The 17247-nt window shown below is 77.2% G+C and carries 16 protein-coding genes and 1 tRNA gene; 10 read left to right on the top strand and 7 right to left on the bottom strand.

The window, feature by feature from the left end; translation table 11 throughout:
• Nucleotides 1-111 precede the first annotated feature (111 nt).
• Genes BLQ97_RS08170 through BLQ97_RS08190 form a run of 5 tightly spaced genes read right to left on the bottom strand, consistent with a single transcriptional unit; the run spans nucleotide 112 to nucleotide 4689 of the window.
• Complete coding sequence (locus tag BLQ97_RS08170; RefSeq protein ID WP_091365008.1) at nucleotides 112-1092, bottom strand: glycosyltransferase family 2 protein; 981 nt, start codon at nucleotides 1090-1092, stop codon at nucleotides 112-114.
• A complete protein-coding gene (locus BLQ97_RS08175) occupies nucleotides 1089-2402 on the bottom strand; it encodes an O-antigen ligase family protein (protein ID WP_091365010.1) in 1314 nt (437 codons plus the stop codon). Before BLQ97_RS08175 ends, BLQ97_RS08170 begins: the two co-directional genes overlap by 4 nt.
• A complete protein-coding gene (locus tag BLQ97_RS08180) occupies nucleotides 2399-3148 on the bottom strand; it encodes a WecB/TagA/CpsF family glycosyltransferase (protein ID WP_091365011.1) in 750 nt (249 codons plus the stop codon). Before BLQ97_RS08180 ends, BLQ97_RS08175 begins: the two co-directional genes overlap by 4 nt.
• Complete coding sequence (locus BLQ97_RS08185) at nucleotides 3142-3666, bottom strand: serine O-acetyltransferase (RefSeq protein ID WP_091365013.1); 525 nt, start codon at nucleotides 3664-3666, stop codon at nucleotides 3142-3144. The genes BLQ97_RS08180 and BLQ97_RS08185 overlap by 7 nt, the downstream gene beginning before the upstream one ends.
• Nucleotides 3667-3669: 3 nt before the next feature.
• Nucleotides 3670-4689: a glycosyltransferase family 4 protein gene (locus BLQ97_RS08190; protein WP_091365014.1), complete on the bottom strand. Its 1020-nt coding sequence runs from the start codon at nucleotides 4687-4689 to the stop codon at nucleotides 3670-3672.
• 255 nt (nucleotides 4690-4944) lie between these two features.
• On the opposite strand from BLQ97_RS08190, the gene mfd reads away from it, so the two are divergent.
• The 3 genes from mfd to BLQ97_RS08205 are packed head-to-tail and all read left to right on the top strand — an operon-like array spanning nucleotide 4945 to nucleotide 10465.
• Entirely contained in the window at nucleotides 4945-8484 is a 3540-nt protein-coding gene (mfd, locus tag BLQ97_RS08195) for a transcription-repair coupling factor (RefSeq protein WP_091365016.1), read from the top strand.
• Between the two features lie 36 nt (nucleotides 8485-8520).
• Nucleotides 8521-9516 (top strand): SurA N-terminal domain-containing protein, encoded by a 996-nt coding sequence (locus tag BLQ97_RS08200; protein ID WP_175471642.1) that lies wholly within the window; start codon nucleotides 8521-8523, stop codon nucleotides 9514-9516.
• 25 nt (nucleotides 9517-9541) lie between these two features.
• On the top strand, nucleotides 9542-10465 hold the full coding sequence (locus tag BLQ97_RS08205) for a nucleoside triphosphate pyrophosphohydrolase (RefSeq protein ID WP_091365019.1): 924 nt from the start codon (nucleotides 9542-9544) through the stop codon (nucleotides 10463-10465).
• Here the strand turns inward: BLQ97_RS08205 and BLQ97_RS08210 are convergent.
• Nucleotides 10458-11138 (bottom strand): hypothetical protein, encoded by a 681-nt coding sequence (locus BLQ97_RS08210; RefSeq protein ID WP_245691968.1) that lies wholly within the window; start codon nucleotides 11136-11138, stop codon nucleotides 10458-10460. The genes BLQ97_RS08205 and BLQ97_RS08210 overlap by 8 nt on opposite strands.
• Before the next feature lie 159 nt (nucleotides 11139-11297).
• On the opposite strand from BLQ97_RS08210, the gene eno reads away from it, so the two are divergent.
• Genes eno through BLQ97_RS08230 form a run of 4 tightly spaced genes read left to right on the top strand, consistent with a single transcriptional unit; the run spans nucleotide 11298 to nucleotide 14605 of the window.
• Entirely contained in the window at nucleotides 11298-12578 is a 1281-nt protein-coding gene (eno, locus tag BLQ97_RS08215; protein ID WP_091365020.1) for a phosphopyruvate hydratase, read from the top strand.
• A gap of 4 nt (nucleotides 12579-12582) precedes the next feature.
• Nucleotides 12583-13134 carry an FtsB family cell division protein gene (locus BLQ97_RS08220; protein WP_091365022.1) on the top strand — a complete coding sequence of 184 codons (552 nt, stop codon included), beginning with the start codon at nucleotides 12583-12585 and terminating at the stop codon, nucleotides 13132-13134.
• Complete coding sequence (locus tag BLQ97_RS08225; protein WP_245691970.1) at nucleotides 13131-13655, top strand: DUF501 domain-containing protein; 525 nt, start codon at nucleotides 13131-13133, stop codon at nucleotides 13653-13655. Before BLQ97_RS08220 ends, BLQ97_RS08225 begins: the two co-directional genes overlap by 4 nt.
• On the top strand, nucleotides 13652-14605 hold the full coding sequence (locus tag BLQ97_RS08230) for a Ppx/GppA phosphatase family protein (protein ID WP_091365023.1): 954 nt from the start codon (nucleotides 13652-13654) through the stop codon (nucleotides 14603-14605). The genes BLQ97_RS08225 and BLQ97_RS08230 overlap by 4 nt, the downstream gene beginning before the upstream one ends.
• A gap of 18 nt (nucleotides 14606-14623) precedes the next feature.
• Here the strand turns inward: BLQ97_RS08230 and BLQ97_RS08235 are convergent, their stop codons facing one another.
• Nucleotides 14624-14917, bottom strand: coding sequence for a DUF4235 domain-containing protein (locus BLQ97_RS08235; protein WP_091365024.1), 294 nt, complete (start codon nucleotides 14915-14917; stop codon nucleotides 14624-14626).
• A gap of 61 nt (nucleotides 14918-14978) precedes the next feature.
• Between BLQ97_RS08235 and BLQ97_RS08240 the strand changes: the two genes are divergently transcribed.
• From BLQ97_RS08240 to BLQ97_RS08250, 3 genes are all read left to right on the top strand, one after another.
• Nucleotides 14979-15740, top strand: a complete 762-nt coding sequence (locus BLQ97_RS08240) for a uracil-DNA glycosylase (RefSeq protein ID WP_091365026.1) — start codon at nucleotides 14979-14981, stop codon at nucleotides 15738-15740.
• A 9-nt stretch (nucleotides 15741-15749) separates the two neighbouring features.
• On the top strand, nucleotides 15750-17132 hold the full coding sequence (locus tag BLQ97_RS08245) for an NAD(P)/FAD-dependent oxidoreductase (protein WP_091365027.1): 1383 nt from the start codon (nucleotides 15750-15752) through the stop codon (nucleotides 17130-17132).
• A 35-nt stretch (nucleotides 17133-17167) separates the two neighbouring features.
• A tRNA-Leu gene (locus BLQ97_RS08250) sits at nucleotides 17168-17241 on the top strand.
• Nucleotides 17242-17247: the final 6 nt, after the last annotated feature.

The following is a 17247-nucleotide window of genomic DNA, read 5'->3' on the forward strand; positions in this document are numbered from 1 at the left end:
GGCACCGGTCCGCCGGCCCGTCCCGCCCGACGGCGCGCCGGTGCCCGCGCCGTCCTCTGTCCTGGATCCTCCCGGTCCCCGGGCCGTCCGTCGGGACGGCCGGGGGCGCCCTCACCCCTCGGAGGCAGCCACCGCGGGGCGGGCGACCGGCGGCCGGCCGGCTGCCGCGGCCCGGTGCAGGGCGCCACGCGCCCCGCGGGCCGCCGCCCGGACGGTGCGCTGCACCGAGGGCAGGGCCAGGAGGCCCAGCAGCCCGGGCAGCACGACGCCGGGGACGACGTCGCCCGCGGGGAGGTAGGACGACGATGGGCGCCCGTAGTCCCGGTGCCGGGACAGGCCGCGCCACCACAGCACCGCCAGCCGGACCCGGGTCGCCGCCGTGCGGACCGGGCCGGGCAGCCCGGCGAGCGCGGCGTCCGCGTGGGCGACCAGCAGGTCCCGCTCGGCCTGCACCGCGGCGACCACGTTGCCGGTGATCGTCCCGCCGTGGACCGCCCGTGCCGTCACCGGCACGGTGCGGTTCCACAGCCGGCCGCCCGCCTCCGGCTCGCCGGCGAGGACCAGCCAGAAGGCGTAGTCGACCAGCCGCCGCACCGCGGGGAACCCCCCGACGCGGACCGCCGGCTCGCGGCGGACCAGCGTCGAGGAGCTGACGAAGGGGTTGCGCTGCCACAGCCCGCGCAGGTCGACCGGGCGGGCCGGGTCCAGCCGCGGGGCGTCCGGCGCGGCCGAGGTGTCGGGGACCTCGCCGAAGCCGAGCACCCAGGCGTCCGGCTGCGCCGCCACCGCCCCGGCGAACAGCCCCGCGGCGCCCGGCAGCAGCCGGTCGTCGCTGTCGAGGACCAGCACCCACGGTGCCCGGGCCCGCTCCAGCAGCGCCTGGCGGGCGGCACCCACCCCGCGGTTCTCGGCCGCGTCGACCACCTCGGCGCCGGCCGCGCGGGCCCGCTCCACGGTCGCGTCGGTGCTGCCGTCGGAGTGGACGAGGACGCGCAGCGGGGCCGGCTCCTGGGCGAGGGCGGAGGCGACGGCCGCGGCGATGGAGTCCTCGGCCTGGTAGGCCGGGACGAGGACCTCGTAGCTCAGCGTCATGCGGGTGCTCCCTGCAGGTGTGGCGTTGTGGTGGGGGCCGCCGTCCCGGCCTCGCCGGACCCCGGCGCCGCCGCGGTGCCCGCGTCCCGGGCCGGCAGCAGCTCGGACAGCAGCACCAGCAGCACGGTCAGGCACGAGGGGTAGAGCAGCACCGGGTCGGAGACGCTCGCGACGACGGCGTAGGCCAGCAGCACCTGGGCGGTCCGCGAGCCCCGCGCCGCCCCGAGCAGGACGGCGAGCCCGACGGCGGCCACGACGGTGCCGACGCGGCCCACCTCCAGCCACAGCTGGACGTAGGTGCTGTGCGCGCCGAGCTCGTCGCCCATGACCGACACCGTCTGGCCCCAGCCGATCCCCAGGAGCTCGTGCCCGCGGGTGGCCTCCAGCGCGTCCTGCCACTGCCCGAGCCGCCAGCCCGAGGCGTTCTGCCCGGACAGCCCCCCGGTCCGGGAGATGCTCTCCAGCCGGGTCAGCACGGTGGTCCCGACGAACGGCAGCGCCACGACCGCGGGCACCAGCAGGCCGAGGAAGCGCCGGGCGCGCAGCCACACCGCCGGCAGCAGCAGGACCAGGAACACGAGCAGGGCGGCACGGCTGCCGGTGAGGAGCAGCGCCGTCAGCAGGACCGCGGTGGAGGCGACCCGCAGGGCGGTGAACCGCCGGGCGTAGACCTGGTACAGCAGGACGAGGCAGATCGTGTAGGCGGCGAAGTTCGGGTGCCCGAACAGGCCGCCGAAGCGCAGGCCCACCCCCTCCGCGGTGCCGAACGCGGCGGGGTAGCCGGTCAGCGGCTGGGCGAGGAGCACCAGCGCGCCCACGGTCACCGCGACCTCGACCCACGCGACGGTGCGGGAGCGGGCGGCCGGGGTCGAGTTGACCAGGACGAGCGCCAGCACGGCCAGGGACAGGAAGCGGACGGTGCCCTGCAGGCCGGCGCCCCCGTTGGCCGCCGCGGCCAGGGTGACGGCGAGTGCGAGGGCGACCGGCCAGGCGGCCAGCGGCGTCCCCGACCGGCGGCGCGCCAGGAGCCAGGCGGCGCCCACGGCGGCGCCGTAGAGGACCGCGACGTTGTCGGCGGTCACCGGGCCGGCCGCGTAGCCCGACAGGTACAGCGGACCGCCGACCATGGCGGCCAGGGCCGTCTCGCGCGGCCAGCGCACCGACGCGGCGAGGACGGCGAGGCCGAGGACCGCCGCGACGGTGGCCAGGGGCGCCAGGAGGAGGCCGGCGACGGCGGCCACGACGGCGGTGCCCGGGACCAGGGGCCACAGCGCGGACGCGAGCCGGGCGGGCCCCGGGTCGGCGCTCACGTGCCGGCCCGGGCGGCGAGTGCCAGCAGGAGCAGCGCGCGCGGGCTCTCGACGAGGTAGCGCCGGCCGAGCCGGCGGGGCTGGTGGACCAGCCGGTAGGCCCACTCGAGGCCGACCCGGCCCACCCAGCCGGGGGCCGCCGGCATGTCGCCGGTGGCCATCTCCACCGCGCCGCCCACCCCCACGACGAGGCCCCGGGGGAGGAGCTCGGCGAGCGCCTGGCCCAGCGGCTCCCCGCGCGGCGCGCCGAGGGCGACGAGGACGACGTCGCAGTCGCGCGCGGCGACCTCCCGCGCGACCGCCGCCACGTCCCAGGTGCGGGCGTCCCCGTGGTGGCTCCAGGCCAGGGTCACGTCGTTGCGGGCGAGCTGCTCGGCGAACGCGGCCGCCACCTCCGCCCGCGTGCCGAGCAGGGCGACCCGCCGCCCGGCCAGCGTGGGGTCCTGGAGCAGCGCGTCGACGATCTCGCGCCCGGTGACCCGGGCGCAGTCGCGGCCGCCGCGCCGGGCGAGCCAGGCGAGGGGCCACCCGTCGGCGGAGACCAGGTCGGCGGCCATCGCGGCCTCCGCGGCGCGCGGGGAGGTCGCGATGAGGTGCACGTGCTGGAGGTTGACCGTCTGCACGCGGACGGGCCGGGTCCGCCAGGGCGTGGCGAAGACCTCGTCCAGGCAGCCGACCAGCCGGCCGTCCTGGGCGCACGAGCGCCAGAACCCGGCCACGCGGCCGGCGGGTGTCGACGTCAGCACGGGGTTCCTCCTCGGGTGGACAGGACGCGGGCGGGGTTGCCGGCCACGGAGGCGGCGGGGGGGACGTCGTGCAGGACGACGCTCCCGGCCCCGACGAGCGCCCCCTCGCCGACGCGGATCGCGCCCAGCAGGACCGTGTGCGGGCCGACGTCGACGTGGGCGGCGAGCACCGGGCAGTCCTCGTCGGTGCGGCGGGCGCCCAGGGTGGTGCTGTGCCGGAGGGTCACCGACCCGCCGATCCGGGTGGCCCGGTTGACCACCAGGCCCATGCCGTGGTGGATCGCCAGGCCGGGGCCCACGGCGGTCGAGACGGGCAGGTCGATGCCGAACAGGCGCAGCGCGACCAGGCGGTAGAGCAGCATCAGCGGCGCGGCCGGCAGGCGGCGGAGCCGGCCGCCGTCGCCGCGGGCCCGCTGGGCGAGGCGGAAGAGCAGCAGCACCAGCTGGATGCCGGGCCGGCCACGGTTGGCCGACCAGTCCTGGAAGGGGCCGGGGCGGTTCCCGGGAGCGGTCGGCACGCCTCAGGCCGCCCGGTAGGAGGTGGCCAGCGCCCGGCTCACGGCCTCGACGCTGCAGTGCTCCTGCGCCCAGGCCAGGCCGCGCGCGCCCCAGGCGGCGCAGGTCAGCGGGTCGGCGAGCAGGTCGCCGAGCCGGGCGGCGAGCCCGGCCGGGTCCCCGTCGACGAGGGCGACGCCCTGCTCCTCGCCGAGCTGGTCGATCTCCCCGACGGGGGTGGTGACCACGGGGACCCCGAGGGCCAGGCTCTCCAGGACGAACATCGGCAGCGCCTCGTCGCGCGAGGGCAGGCAGGCCACGCGCGCGGAGCGGAGGACGCCGAGCAGCTCGGCGCGGCTGAGCGCGCCGGCGTAGGACATCCCCTCCGGCAGGTCGGTCACGGGGAGGTCCCCGGGGGGCCCGCACAGCAGGCAGGTCGCCCGCGGGTGGCGGCGGCGCACCTCCGGCCAGGCGGCGACGAGCCGGTCGACGCCCTTGCGGTGCCCGACCACGCCGCCGAAGACGACGTCGGCGGTGTGCGGCGGGGCCGGCGCGGTGCGCAGCTCGTCGAGGTCGACCGGGTTGAGCACCGGCCGCACCGGGGTGTCCGGGCACAGCGCGGCGACGCGGGCGCCCGCGTGGGGCCCGAGCGGGAACACCAGACGGCAGGCGTCCAGGACCCGCCGCACCAGCCGCGGGTGCCGCTCGGAGAACTCGCCGAAGCGGGCGCCGTGCAGTGTGGCCGCCGTCCGGATGCCCAGGGCGCGGGCGACGAGCAGTACCGCGCCCTCGCGGACGAACGACCCGCCCTCGCTGAGGTGGGCGTGCACCCAGTCGGGCCGCCGGTCCCGCGAGCGGAGCAGCCGGGCGAGCACGCCCAGCGTGGCGGTGAGCCCGTGGTCCCGGGAGGACGGCGTCCAGGTGGCGGCCGTGGTGGCCCGCACCCCGGGGTCGGGCGAGCGGGTGAGCAGGGTGATCACCGTCGCCATCCCGCCCGCGGTCCCCGCGTCGGGCCCGACGTGCACGACGTGCAGCTCCTCGCTCACGCAACCCCCCGTTGTCCCGAAGCCGTCGGAAGGAGGTTGCGAGCCGTTCAGCGCCCTGTCACCGCACGACTACCCCAAGGAGTGAGATCGGCGAGGAGGACCACACGGTCGGGGAGGGGCTGCGGGCGATGGCCCACGCGGGGTGACGGTGGTCTCGCGGCCGGGCGGGTGTCGGCGCCGCGGACTAGCCTGGAGGACCGGCCCCCCGTGCACCCGGCGCGACGTGTGTGGCCCCCGGCCTCAGGAGACGGTCCCGTGACCCTGCGCGGCGTGCTCGACGTCGTCCTCACCGATCCCGGCGTGGCCCGCGTGGTGGCCGCCGCCGGGTCCGCCGAGCTCGCCGTCCCCGCGCCGCCACCGGTGCAGCCGCTGGTGGCCGCCGCGCTGGCCGCCGAGGCCCCGGGCGCGGGCGTGCCCGTCCTGCTGGTCACCGCCGGCGAGCGCGACGCCGACGTCGCCGCCGACCTGCTGCGCTGCTTCCTGCCCGGCCGCCGGGTGGAGACCTTCCCGGCGTGGGAGACGCTGCCGCACGAGCGGCTGTCCCCGCGCGCGGACACGGTGGGCCGCCGGCTGGCCGTGTTGCGCGACCTCACGCACCCCGGCGAGGACGGCGGCATCGACGTCCTGGTGGCGCCGGTCCGCAGCGTGCTGCAGCCGCTGGCTCCGGGCCTGGGCGACCTGGTGCCGGTCGAGCTGCGGCCCGGGGACACCGCCGAGCTCGACGACGTCGCCCGCGCCCTGGCCGACGCCGCATACACCCGCGTCGAGCTGGTGGAGAAGCGCGGTGAGTTCGCCGTCCGCGGTGGCCTGCTCGACGTCTTCCCGCCCACCGAGCCGCACCCGGTCCGGGTGGAGTTCTGGGGCGACGAGGTCGACGAGCTGCGCTACTTCTCCGCGGCCGACCAGCGCTCCCTCGACGAGCGGCCCGAGCGGCTGTGGGCCCCGCCGTGCCGCGAGCTGCTGCTCACCGACCGGGTGCGGGAGCGGGCCGCTGCGCTCGCCGTCGAGCACCCCGGGCTGCTCGAGGTGCTCGGCAAGCTGGCCGAGGGCATCGCCGTCGAGGGCATGGAGTCGCTGACCCCGGCGCTGGTGGAGGGCGACCTGCAGCTGCTCACCGACCTGCTGCCGGCCGGCACCCACGTGCTGGTCGCCGACCCCGAGCGGGTCCGCAGCCGGGCCGCCGACCTGGTGCGCACCGCCGAGGAGTTCCTCGCCGCCTCCTGGGCCACCGCCGCGGAGGCGGGGGAGGCGCCGCTGGACCTGGGCGCGTCCTCGTTCCGCGACCTCGCCGACGTCGAGGCCGCCGCCCGCGGCCGCGGGCTGCCTTGGTGGACCACCGGCGCGTTCACCCTGGCACCGGACGACGAGGGGTCGGTGGCGCTGGACGCCGTGCCCGTCGAGCGGTTCTCCGGCGACCTCGACCGCGCGGTCGAGGCGCTGCGCGGCTGGACCCGTGACGGCTGGCGGGTCGTGGTGACCTTCGCCGGCCCCGGCCCGGCCCAGCGCGCCGCGGACCAGTTCACCGGCGCCGACCTCGGCGTGCGGCTGGTGCCCGGGGTGGAGGCGGCGCCCGAGACGGGGCTGACCTCGATCACCCAGGGCAACCTGGAGTCCGGCTTCGCCTTCCCCGGCACCGGGCTGGCGCTGGTCACCGAGCACGACCTCACCGGTCAGCGCGGCGCCACCATGCGCGACGCGCAGAAGCTGCCGGCCCGCAGCCGCAACGCCGTCGACCTGGTGCAGCTGCAGCCCGGCGACCTCGTCGTCCACGAGCAGCACGGCATCGGCCGCTACGTGGAGATGGTCAGCCGCACGGTGCACGGCGGGCAGCGCGACTACCTGATCGTCGAGTACGCGCCCTCCAAGCGGAACCAGCCGCCGGACCGGCTGTTCGTGCCCACCGACGCCCTCGACCAGCTCACCCGCTACGTCGGCGGGGAACAGCCGGCGCTGTCCAAGCTCGGCGGCTCGGACTGGGCGAAGACCAAGGGCCAGGCGCGCAAGGCGGTCAAGCAGATCGCCGCCGAGCTCATCCGGCTGTACTCCGCGCGGATGGCCACGAAGGGGCACGCGTTCGGCCCCGACACGGTCTGGCAGCGCGAGCTCGAGGACGCCTTCCCCTACCAGGAGACCCCCGACCAGCTCGGCGCGATCGAGGAGGTCAAGGCGGACATGATGAACCCGGTCCCGATGGACCGGGTCATCTGCGGCGACGTCGGCTACGGCAAGACCGAGATCGCCGTCCGCGCCGCGTTCAAGGCGGTGCAGGACGGCAAGCAGGTCGCCGTCCTGGTGCCGACGACGCTGCTGGCCAACCAGCACTTCAAGACCTTCGCCGAGCGGTTCGCCCAGTTCCCGGTGACGGTGGCCGTGCTCTCCCGCTTCCAGTCCGACGCCGAGAGCGCCGAGACGCTGCGCAGGCTCGCCGCCGGCGAGGTCGACGTGCTGGTCGGCACCCACCGGCTGCTGCAGCCGACCACCCGGTTCAAGGACCTCGGCCTGGTCATCGTCGACGAGGAGCAGCGCTTCGGCGTCGAGCACAAGGAGTACCTGAAGACCATGCGGACGGCGGTCGACGTGCTGTCGATGTCGGCCACCCCGATCCCGCGCACGCTGGAGATGAGCCTGACCGGCATCCGCGAGATGTCGACGATCCTCACCCCGCCCGAGGAGCGGCACCCGGTGCTGACCTACGTCGGTGCCTGGGACGACAAGCAGATGGCCGCCGCGATCCGCCGCGAGCTGCTGCGCGACGGGCAGGTCTTCGTCATCCACAACCGGGTGCAGTCGATCGACAAGGCCGCGGCCAAGATCCGCCGGCTGGTGCCCGAGGCCCGTGTCGCCGTCGGCCACGGGCAGATGAAGGAGCACGAGCTCGAGAAGATCATGGTCGGCTTCTGGGAGAAGGAGTACGACGTCCTGGTCGCGACGACGATCGTCGAGTCCGGCCTGGACATCCCCAACGCCAACACCCTGATCGTCGACCGCGCCGACACCTTCGGCCTCTCGCAGCTGCACCAGATCCGCGGCCGGGTGGGCCGCGGCCGCGAGCGCGCCTACGCCTACTTCACCTACGACCCGAGCCGGCCCCTCACCGAGACCTCGGTCGACCGGCTGACCACCATCGCGCACAAGACCGACCTCGGTGCCGGCATGGCCGTGGCGATGAAGGACCTCGAGATCCGCGGCGCGGGCAACCTGCTCGGCGGCGAGCAGTCCGGGCACATCGCCGGGGTCGGCTTCGACCTCTACGTGCGGCTGGTCGGCGAGGCGGTCACCGACTACCGCGCCTCGCTCACCGGCGAGGAGGCGCCCGCGGAGCCCGCCGACGTGCGGGTGGACCTGCCGGTCGACGCGCACCTGCCGCACGACTACGTCCCCGGCGAGCGGCTGCGCATGGAGGCCTACCGCAAGGTCGCCGCGGTGCAGGACGACGAGCAGGCCCAGGCCGTGCTCGACGAGCTCACCGACCGCTACGGCGCCCCGCCGGCCCCGGTGCTCAACCTGCTGGCCGTGGCCCGCTTCCGCGCCGCCGTGCGCCGGCTCGGCGTCACCGAGGTGTCGCTGCAGGGCCGGTCGATCCGGGTCGGGCCGGTGCCGCTGCGCGAGTCGCAGCAGATGCGGCTGGCCCGCCTCGCCGACGGCGCCACCTACAAGTCGGCCGTGCAGACGATCTCGCTCAAGGTGCCCGTCGGCCCCGACCGGCGCACCCCGCTGCGCGACGTCGCGCTGCTGGAGAACCTGCACTCGCTGCTGACGGCGGTCGTCGAGCAGCCGGTGGCCGCCGCGTCCTGAGCCGGGTGTCCCAGGGTCGTGTGGGAGCCTGCCCGGGTGCGTCTGCGTCGTCCCCTCGCCGTCCTCCTCGGCCTCCTCGCCGCCGTGTCCCTGACCGGCTGCCGCACCTCGCCGTCGGTCGCCGCCTACGTCGGCGACGAGCAGGTGACCGCCGAGGAGCTGCAGGCCGCCGTCGACGAGCGGCTGGCCGACCCGGCGATCGCGGAGGCCGTGGGCGGCGCGGGGGGCGACTTCAGCCGCCAGGTGCTCACCCTCCTCCTGCGCGAGGAGGTCTACGCGGCCGCGGCGCAGCGCTACGACGTGGCGGTCACCGACGCCGACGTGTCCGGCTTCGTCGACCGGTCGCTGGCCGGGCAGGACGCCGAGGCGCTGTTCGCGCAGGCGGCGAGCCAGGGCTTCTCCCGCGACGACGTGCTGGAGAGCGCCCGCCAGCAGCTGCTGCGCCGGGAGCTGGCCGAGGCCGCGGGGGAGGCCGAGCCGCTGGACGAGGCCGCGCTGCGCGCCCGCTACGAGGAGGTGCGCGGCGGCCTCGAGCAGGTGGAGCTCGGCTACCTCGTCGTCCCCGACCAGCTCACCGCCGACGGCGTCGTCGCGGAGCTGACCGCCGACCCCGCCGCCTACCCGGCGGTCGCCGCGCGCTTCCCCGGGCAGAACACGCTGCCCGCGGTGCAGCCGGTGGCGCTCGCCGACGTCCCCGCGCCCCTCGCCGACGGGGTGACGACGGCCGCGCCGGGCACCGCGTTCGCCGTGACCGTGCCGCAGGTGACCGGCGTGGTCGTGGTCTACGTCGGCCAGCGCGCCACCCCCGCCTTCGAGGAGGTGCGCGGCCAGCTGGAGGACGAGGCCGCCACCGGCGCCGAGGAGGCCGGGGCGGCGCTGGTCGACGAGGTGCGCGCCGACCTCGACGTCACCGTGAACCCGCGCTACGGCGCGCTGGAGGACGACGTGGTCCGGCCGGCCGACGGCGGGGTGGTGGACCTGCTCGACGACGCCGCGGACCCGGGCACCGGCACCACCGGCTCGGGCGGCTGAGCCGGCGGTCCCGGAGACTGGCCGGGTGCCCGTCGCGCTCGCCGTCGTCGTCCACCCCGCCCTCCCCGGCCTGCTCGGCCCCGCCGCCTGGCAGGCCCTGGCCGGTGGCCGCCCGGTCGTCGCGCTGCCGGGTGCCGCCGCCACCGCCGACGCGCTGCGCGCCGAGGGGTGGGCGGTCGACGACGTCCCCGACGCCGCGGCCGCCGCCGCCCGCCCCGACAGCGTCGTGGCCCTGGTCGCCGCCGGCACCGAGGTCGACGCGGGGGACGTGGTCGGCTCCCCGGTGCCCGCCGGGGCGCGGCTGCTCGACGTCGTCGCGGTCATGGACCGGCTGCGCTCGCCCGGCGGCTGCCCGTGGGACGCCGAGCAGACGCACGCCTCGCTGCGCGGCTACCTGCTCGAGGAGGCGCACGAGGCCTACGACGCGATCGTCGACGACGACCCGGTCGCGATGCGGGAGGAGCTCGGGGACGTGCTCCTGCAGGTGGTCTTCCACGCGCGGGTGGCCGCCGAGGCCGGACCGGGGCGCCGGTTCGACGTCGACGACGTGGCCGGCGACCTGGTGGACAAGCTGGTCCGCCGGCACCCGCACGTCTTCGGCGACGCGGGCCCGCGCGACCTGGCCGCGGTGGAGGCCGGCTGGGAGGAGATCAAGAAGGCGGAGAAGCAGCGGCGCTCGCCCACCGAGGGGGTCTCCCGCTCGCAGCCGGCCGCGTCCTGGGGCGCGGCGCTGGTGCGCCGGGCCGCCCGGGCCGGCCTCCCGACGCCGGAGCCGGCCGACCTGCGCTCGGCCGCGCCGGAGGAGCTGGGGGAGCGGCTGCTGGCGGTGGTCGCCGCGGCCGAGCGGCGCGGGTGGGACGTCGAGGACGCGCTGCGGGAGGCGGTGCGCCGCTACGCCGGGGAGCTCGACGCGGCCGCCGGCGCGGCCGCGCCCGACGGCCTCAGCTGACGAGCAGCCGCTCGGCGGGCGCGGTGGTGACCCGCGGCGCGGTGAGCATCGCCTTCAGCGCGCCGAGCAGGCCGAGTCCGGCGACGGCGACGGCGCACCAGGTGCCCGGCCCGAGGGCGCGGGTGTCCCAGCCGGCGTCCGCCAGCCGGGTGACGACGGCGGCGGCCACGGCGAGCGCCACCGCCAGCGCCAGCACCCCCGACACCCGGTGCCCGCGGGCGGGACGGAGCAGCAGGAGCCCGAGGACGCCGAGCACGGCACCGCCGGCCGCGACCACCGCCGGCTGCCACAGGCCGGTGCGCCCGAGCTCGGCGACGCCCTCCCAGGCCGCGTCGACGGCGTCCGCCACCAGGGACAGCCCGGTGGCCAGCCCGTGCCGCTCCCACGGCAGCCACAGGGCCGCCGCGTCGGCGAGGCCGGCCAGCAGCAGGAGGGCGCCGCCGAGGAGGTCGGGGTGCCGCACGTAGACCAGCCGGTCGGGGCTCGCCGCCACGCCCGCGACCTCCGGGCCGTCCGCGACCGGCTCCACGTCCGCGGCCTCGCCGTCCCCGGCGGTGTCCGGGGGGAAGCCGAGGACGGTCGGGCCCGCCTCGGCGTCGGGGTCCGCGGGGGGTGCCGGGGGCGCGGCTCCGGCGCCGTGCCCGGGGGGTCGCTGCTGCTGGCGCTCGGTCATCGGGTCCTCCGACGGCGCGGACGTGGGGAGGCGTCCGCTGGCAGGAGGTTACCGCCGATGCGGTTCCGCCGGGGCCGCTGCGTGACCGCTCCGTTACAGGAGTTCCGGCCCCGCGCCGCGTCGCGCGAGCAGCCCGGCCCGCCTCGCTACGCTGCCCCCGTGCCGAGCATCGATGCCGTAGGCGCGCGGGAGATCCTGGACTCGCGCGGGAACCCCACCGTGGAGGTCGAGGTCGCCCTCGACGACGGGACGATCGCCCGGGCGGCGGTCCCCAGCGGCGCCTCCACCGGCGCCTTCGAGGCGGTGGAGCTGCGCGACGGCGGTGAGCGCTACGGCGGCAAGGGCGTGACCAAGGCCGTCGACGGCGTCCTCGACGTCATCGGCCCCGAGCTGGTCGGCTACGAGGCCACCGAGCAGCGGCTGGTCGACCAGCGCCTGCTCGACCTCGACGGCACGCCCGACAAGTCCCGCCTGGGCGCCAACGCGCTGCTCGGGGTGAGCCTCGCCGTCGCCCGCGCCGCCGCCGAGTCCACCGGCCTGCCGCTGTTCCGCTACGTGGGCGGGCCGTCGGCGCACCTGCTGCCGGTGCCGATGATGAACATCCTCAACGGCGGCGCCCACGCCGACAGCAACGTCGACGTCCAGGAGTTCATGATCGCGCCGATCGGCGCGGCGACCTTCGCGGAGGCGCTGGCCACCGGCGCCGAGTGCTACCACGCGCTGAAGTCGGTGCTGAAGAAGGACGGCCTGTCCACCGGCCTGGGCGACGAGGGCGGCTTCGCGCCGGACCTGTCGAGCAACCGGGCGGCCCTGGACCTCATCGCCCGCGCCGTCGAGCAGGCCGGCTACTCGGTGGGCACCGACGTCGTGTTCGCCCTCGACGTGGCCGCCACCGAGTTCCACTCCGACGGCCGCTACGCCTTCGAGGGCAAGCAGCTCTCGGCCGACGAGATGGCGGAGTACTACACCGGCCTGGTCGACGCCTACCCGATCGTGTCCATCGAGGACCCGCTGTCGGAGGAGGACTGGGACGGCTGGGTGTCGCTCACCCGGGCCCTCGGGGAGCGCGTGCAGCTCGTCGGCGACGACCTGTTCGTCACCAACCCGGCCCGGCTCGGCGACGGCATCGAGCGGGGCGCGGCGAACGCGCTGCTGGTCAAGGTCAACCAGATCGGCACGCTCACCGAGACCCTCGACGCGGTGGCCCTGGCCCACCGCAGCGGCTACCGCTGCATGATGAGCCACCGCTCCGGCGAGACCGAGGACACCACGATCGCCGACCTCGCCGTGGCCACCGACTGCGGGCAGATCAAGACCGGCGCCCCGGCGCGCAGCGAGCGGGTGGCGAAGTACAACCAGCTGCTGCGCATCGAGGAGGAGCTCGACGACGCCGCGCGCTACGCGGGCGCGGCCGCCTTCCCGCGCCTGCGGACCTCCTGACCCGGTGAGCGCGGGCACCGCCCGGCGCCGCTCGACCGGCCGGCCGCTCTCGCACGCCGCGTCCCGGCCGGTGCCGGCCGGGACGCGGTCGGGTGCGGGCAACCGCCCCGCCGCAGCCCGTCCGGGCCGCTCGCGCACGCCCCGCCCGACCTCGCGTGCGGCGGCGGCCCGCCGGCCGCTGTTCACCGGCCGCGCCGTCGTGCTCGTGGGACTGGTGCTGCTGCTGGCGCTGACCCTGGCCGGGCCCTTCCGGCAGTGGCTCGAGGGTCGCGCGGAGCTGGCCCGGCTCGCCGCCGAGGGCACCGCCCACGACCGGCGGATCGCCGACCTCGAGGCCGAGCTGGAGCGCCAGGCCGACCCGGCGTGGGCCGCCCGCGAGGCCCGCGAGCGGCTGGCCTACGTGCTGCCCGGCGACCGGCTGGTGGTCGTCGTCGACGGCGAGGCCGCGCAGGGCGACGCCGGCACGCTGCCCGAGGTCCCCGACACCGACCGCCCCTGGTACGAGGAGCTGCTCGGGTCGGTCGCGGAGGCCGACGACGCCGGAGCGGGGGAGTGACCGCCCCGGGGGAGCGGGTGCGCGAGCCGATCACCCCCGAGGAGCGCGCGACCGTCGGCCGGCAGCTCGGCCGCCCGCCGCGCGCGGTGCGGGCGGTGGCGCACCGCTGCCCGTGCGGCCAGCCCGACGTGGTGCAGACCTCCCCGCGGCTGGACGACGGCACCCCGTTCCCGACGCTGTACTACCTCACCTGCCCGCGCGCGTCCGCGGCGGCCAGCCGGCTGGAGTCGGCCGGCCGGATGCGCGAGTGGCAGGACGACCTGGGCACCGACGCCGGCCTCGCCGCGGCCTACCGCGCCGCGCACGAGGCCTACCTCGCCGAGCGCGACGCCCTGGGCGAGCTGCCCACCCGCGCGACGGCCGGGGGCATGCCCGACCGGGTCAAGTGCCTGCACGCGCTGGCCGGCCACGCGCTGGCCGCCGGCCCCGGCGTGAACCCGGTGGGCGACCGCGCGGTGGCCGAGATGGGGCAGTGGTGGGCCGGCGGCCCCTGCGCGCTGCCCGACGGGGAGCCGGCGTGACCCGGGTCGCCGCCGTCGACTGCGGCACCAACTCCATCCGCCTGCTCGTCGCCGACGTGCCGCCCGAGGGCGCGCACACCGACCTGCTGCGCCGCATGGAGGTGGTGCGCCTGGGCCAGGGCGTCGACGCCACCGGCCGGCTGGCGCCCGAGGCGATCGAGCGCACCCGCGTCGTGCTCGCCGAGTACGCCGCGCAGGCCCGCGAGCTCGGGGCCACCGCGGTGCGGATGGTCGCCACCAGCGCCACCCGCGACGCGGCCAACCGGGCCGACTTCGAGGCGATGGTGACCGCGACGCTCGGCCAGCCGCCGGACGTCGTCCCGGGGGACGAGGAGGCCCGGCTGTCCTTCCTCGGCGCCACCGCCTCCCTCGACGCCGCGGCGGCCGCGCACGGCGGCCCGCCGCCGCACCCGCCGTACCTGGTCGTCGACATCGGCGGCGGCTCGACCGAGTTCGTGCTCGGCGACGCCGGTGGCGTGCGGGCGGCCCGCTCGGTCGACGTCGGCTGCGTGCGGCTGACCGAGCGGCACCTGCACGGCGACCCGCCCTCCGCCGACGAGATCCAGCGCGCCGAGTCCGACGTCCGCGCGGCCCTGGCCGAGGTCACCGCCGCCGTGCCCGTGGCGGAGGCGGCCACGCTGGTCGGCGTGGCCGGCTCGGTGACCACCGTGGCCGCGCTGGCGCTGCGGCTGCCGGCCTACGACCCGGTGGCCATCCACGGCTCGCGGATCGGGGTGGGGGCCGTCCGGTCGGTCACCGCGGGGCTGCTGACGGCCACCCGCGAGCGGCGCGCCGCGTACCCGGTCATGCACCCGGGGCGGGTCGACGTCATCGGCGCCGGCGCCCTGGTGCTGCGGGTGCTCATGGACGCGTTCTCGCTCGACGAGGTCGTCGTCAGCGAGCACGACATCCTCGACGGCATCGCGCTCGGTCTCGCCCGGGGGCGCTGAACCCTCGGGGCGCCGGGCTCAGGGACCCTCGTTGAGGCCCGGGGGCAGCTTGCCGGTCAGCGACTGGTAGAGCGCGGCCGCCCCGCGGGCGGCCACCAGCCGACCGGCCGCCACGGTGACGCCGGAGAACGCGGCCCACGCCAGGGCCTCCGGCCAGCTCACCCCGGGCGCCGCCGGGTTCTTCGGCGGGTTGCTGCCGCGGGCGGCGTACCAGGCCGCGTCGGTGAGCTTGCGGGCGGCGATGCCGGACGGGACGGCGAGCCCCGTGCCCAGCAGCTTCCAGGTCAGCGGCGCCTTCTCCATGCGGGCCATGGGGTGATCATGCCGTCCGCCCGCCGACGGCGCGGCCCGGGCCGTCTGGTGCACTGGGCCCGTGGCACCGGACGCGCAGGGCTTCCCCGTCACGCGGACCCCCGCCGGCGTCGCCCGCTCGGCCCGCGGCGCCCGCGACCTCGCCGCCCTCGACGCCCGCGTCTCCGGCTGTCGCGCCTGCCCGCGGCTGGTGGCCTGGCGCGAGGAGGTCGCCCGGGTCAAGCGGGCCTCCTTCCGCGACGAGGACTACTGGGGCCGCCCGGTGCCGGGCCTGGGCCCCGCCGACGCCCGCATCGCGGTGGTCGGGCTGGCGCCGGCCGCGCACGGCGGCAACCGCACCGGCCGGGTGTTCACCGGTGACCGCAGCGGCGACTGGATCTTCGCCGCGCTGTGGCGGGCCGGGCTGGCCAGCCAGCCGACGTCCACGCACGTCGGTGACGGCCTGGAGCTCACCGACGTCCGGGTGGCCGCCGCGGTGCGCTGCGCGCCGCCGGACAACGCGCCCACCCCGGCCGAGCGCGACACCTGCAACCCGTGGCTGGCCCGGGAGCTGGCGCTGCTGCCGCGGCTGCGGGTGGTCGTCGTCCTCGGTGGGTTCGGCTGGACGGCGCTGTGGCCGGTGCTGGCCGCCGCGGGCCACGCGCTGCCCCGGCCGCGGCCGGCGTTCGGCCACGGCGTGGAGGTGACCCTCGAGGGGCCGCGCGGGCCGCTCACCGTGCTGGGCAGCTACCACGTCAGCCAGCAGAACACCTTCACCGGCCGGCTGACCGAGCCGATGCTCGACGCCGTGCTGACCCGGGCCACGGAGCTCGCGCGCCCCTAGGCTGGGCGCATGACCAGTCCCGGTCCCGCGTCCCGTCCGGTGGTCCTCGTCGTCGGCGGCGGCTACGTCGGCCTGTACACCGCGCTGCGGCTGCAGCGGAAGCTGTCCCGCGGCCGGGCGGAGATCGTCGTCGTCGACCCGCAGCCGCACATGACCTACCAGCCGTTCCTCCCCGAGGCGGCGGCCGGCTCGGTGGAGCCGCGGCACGTGGTGGTGCCGCTGCGCCGCACCCTGAACCGCTGCCGGGTGGTGACCGGCGCGGTGGCCGCGCTGTCGCACGCCGAGCGGAAGGCGCGGATCGTGCCGGCGGAGGGGGCGCCCTACGAGCTGTCCTACGACGTCCTGGTCATGGCGGCCGGCTCCGTGGCGCGCACGCTGCCCATCCCGGGCCTGGCCGAGCACGGCATCGGCTTCAAGACCGTCGGCGAGGCCATCTACCTGCGCAACCACGTGCTCAACCGGCTCGACGCCGCCAGCTCCACCGACGACCCCGAGGTGCGCCGCCGGGCGCTCACGTTCACCTTCGTCGGCGGCGGCTACGCGGGCGTGGAGGCGTTCGCCGAGCTCGAGGACATGGCCCGCTACGCCGTCGAGCACTACTACCCGCGGCTCTCGCCCGGCGACATGCGCTGGGTGCTGGTCGAGGCGATGGGCCGGATCCTGCCCGAGGTCGACCTGGACATGGCCGCCTGGACGGTCAAGCAGCTCACCGCCCGCGGCATGGACGTGCGGCTCAACACCCGGCTGGAGTCGGTGTCCGACCAGGGCGTCGTGCGGCTCAGCGACGGCGACGAGTTCGCCAGCGACACCCTGGTGTGGACGGCGGGCACCAAGCCCAACCCGCTGCTCCGGGAGACCGACCTGCCCCTCGACGAGCGCGGCCGGCTGCGCTGCGAGCCCACGCTGCAGGTGAGCGGGGTCGAGGGCGCCTGGTCGGCCGGTGACCTGGCCGCCGTCCCCGACCTGACCAAGGACTCTCCCGGTGCGACCACCGCGCCCAACGCCCAGCACGCCGTCCGGCAGGCCAAGCGGCTGGCCGACAACGTCGTCGCCGTGCTGAACGGCCGGGAGCCGCAGCCCTACCGGCACGAGTACGCCGGGTCGGTGGCCAGCCTCGGCCTGCACAAGGGCGTCGCGCAGGTCTACGGCGTCAAGCTCAAGGGCTGGCCCGCCTGGTTCATGCACCGCAGCTACCACGTCAGCCGCGTGCCCACGTTCAACCGCAAGGCGCGGGTGGTCGCCGACTGGACGCTGGCCTCGGTGTTCCGCCGCGAGGTCATCGCCCTCGGCCAGCTGCAGGACCCGCGCCGGGAGTTCGTCACCGCGGCTGCCGGCGGCGCCACCGGCCAGCTGCCCGCGCCCACCGCGGCCGACCGCGCCCAGTCCGGCTGACCACCTCCCCGGGGCCGCGAGGTCCCGGGCAGTGCGCCCCCGTGGCCCAACCGGCAGAGGCAGGCCCCTTAAAAGGGTCGCAGTGTGGGTTCGAACCCCACCGGGGGCACTCCTG

This window comes from Geodermatophilus telluris (assembly GCF_900102745.1).
GTDB classification, from domain to species: domain Bacteria; phylum Actinomycetota; class Actinomycetes; order Mycobacteriales; family Geodermatophilaceae; genus Geodermatophilus; species Geodermatophilus telluris.

Bases quoted from the DNA above. Each gene is read 5' to 3' on its own strand.
- BLQ97_RS08170 (WP_091365008.1), bottom strand. From the start codon at position 1,092: ATGACGCTGAGCTACGAGGTCCTCGTCCCGGCCTACCAGGCCGAGGAC.
- BLQ97_RS08210 (WP_245691968.1), bottom strand. From the start codon at position 11,138: ATGACCGAGCGCCAGCAGCAGCGACCCCCCGGGCACGGCGCCGGAGCC.
- BLQ97_RS08235 (WP_091365024.1), bottom strand. From the start codon at position 14,917: ATGGCCCGCATGGAGAAGGCGCCGCTGACCTGGAAGCTGCTGGGCACG.
- BLQ97_RS08245 (WP_091365027.1), top strand. From the start codon at position 15,750: ATGACCAGTCCCGGTCCCGCGTCCCGTCCGGTGGTCCTCGTCGTCGGC.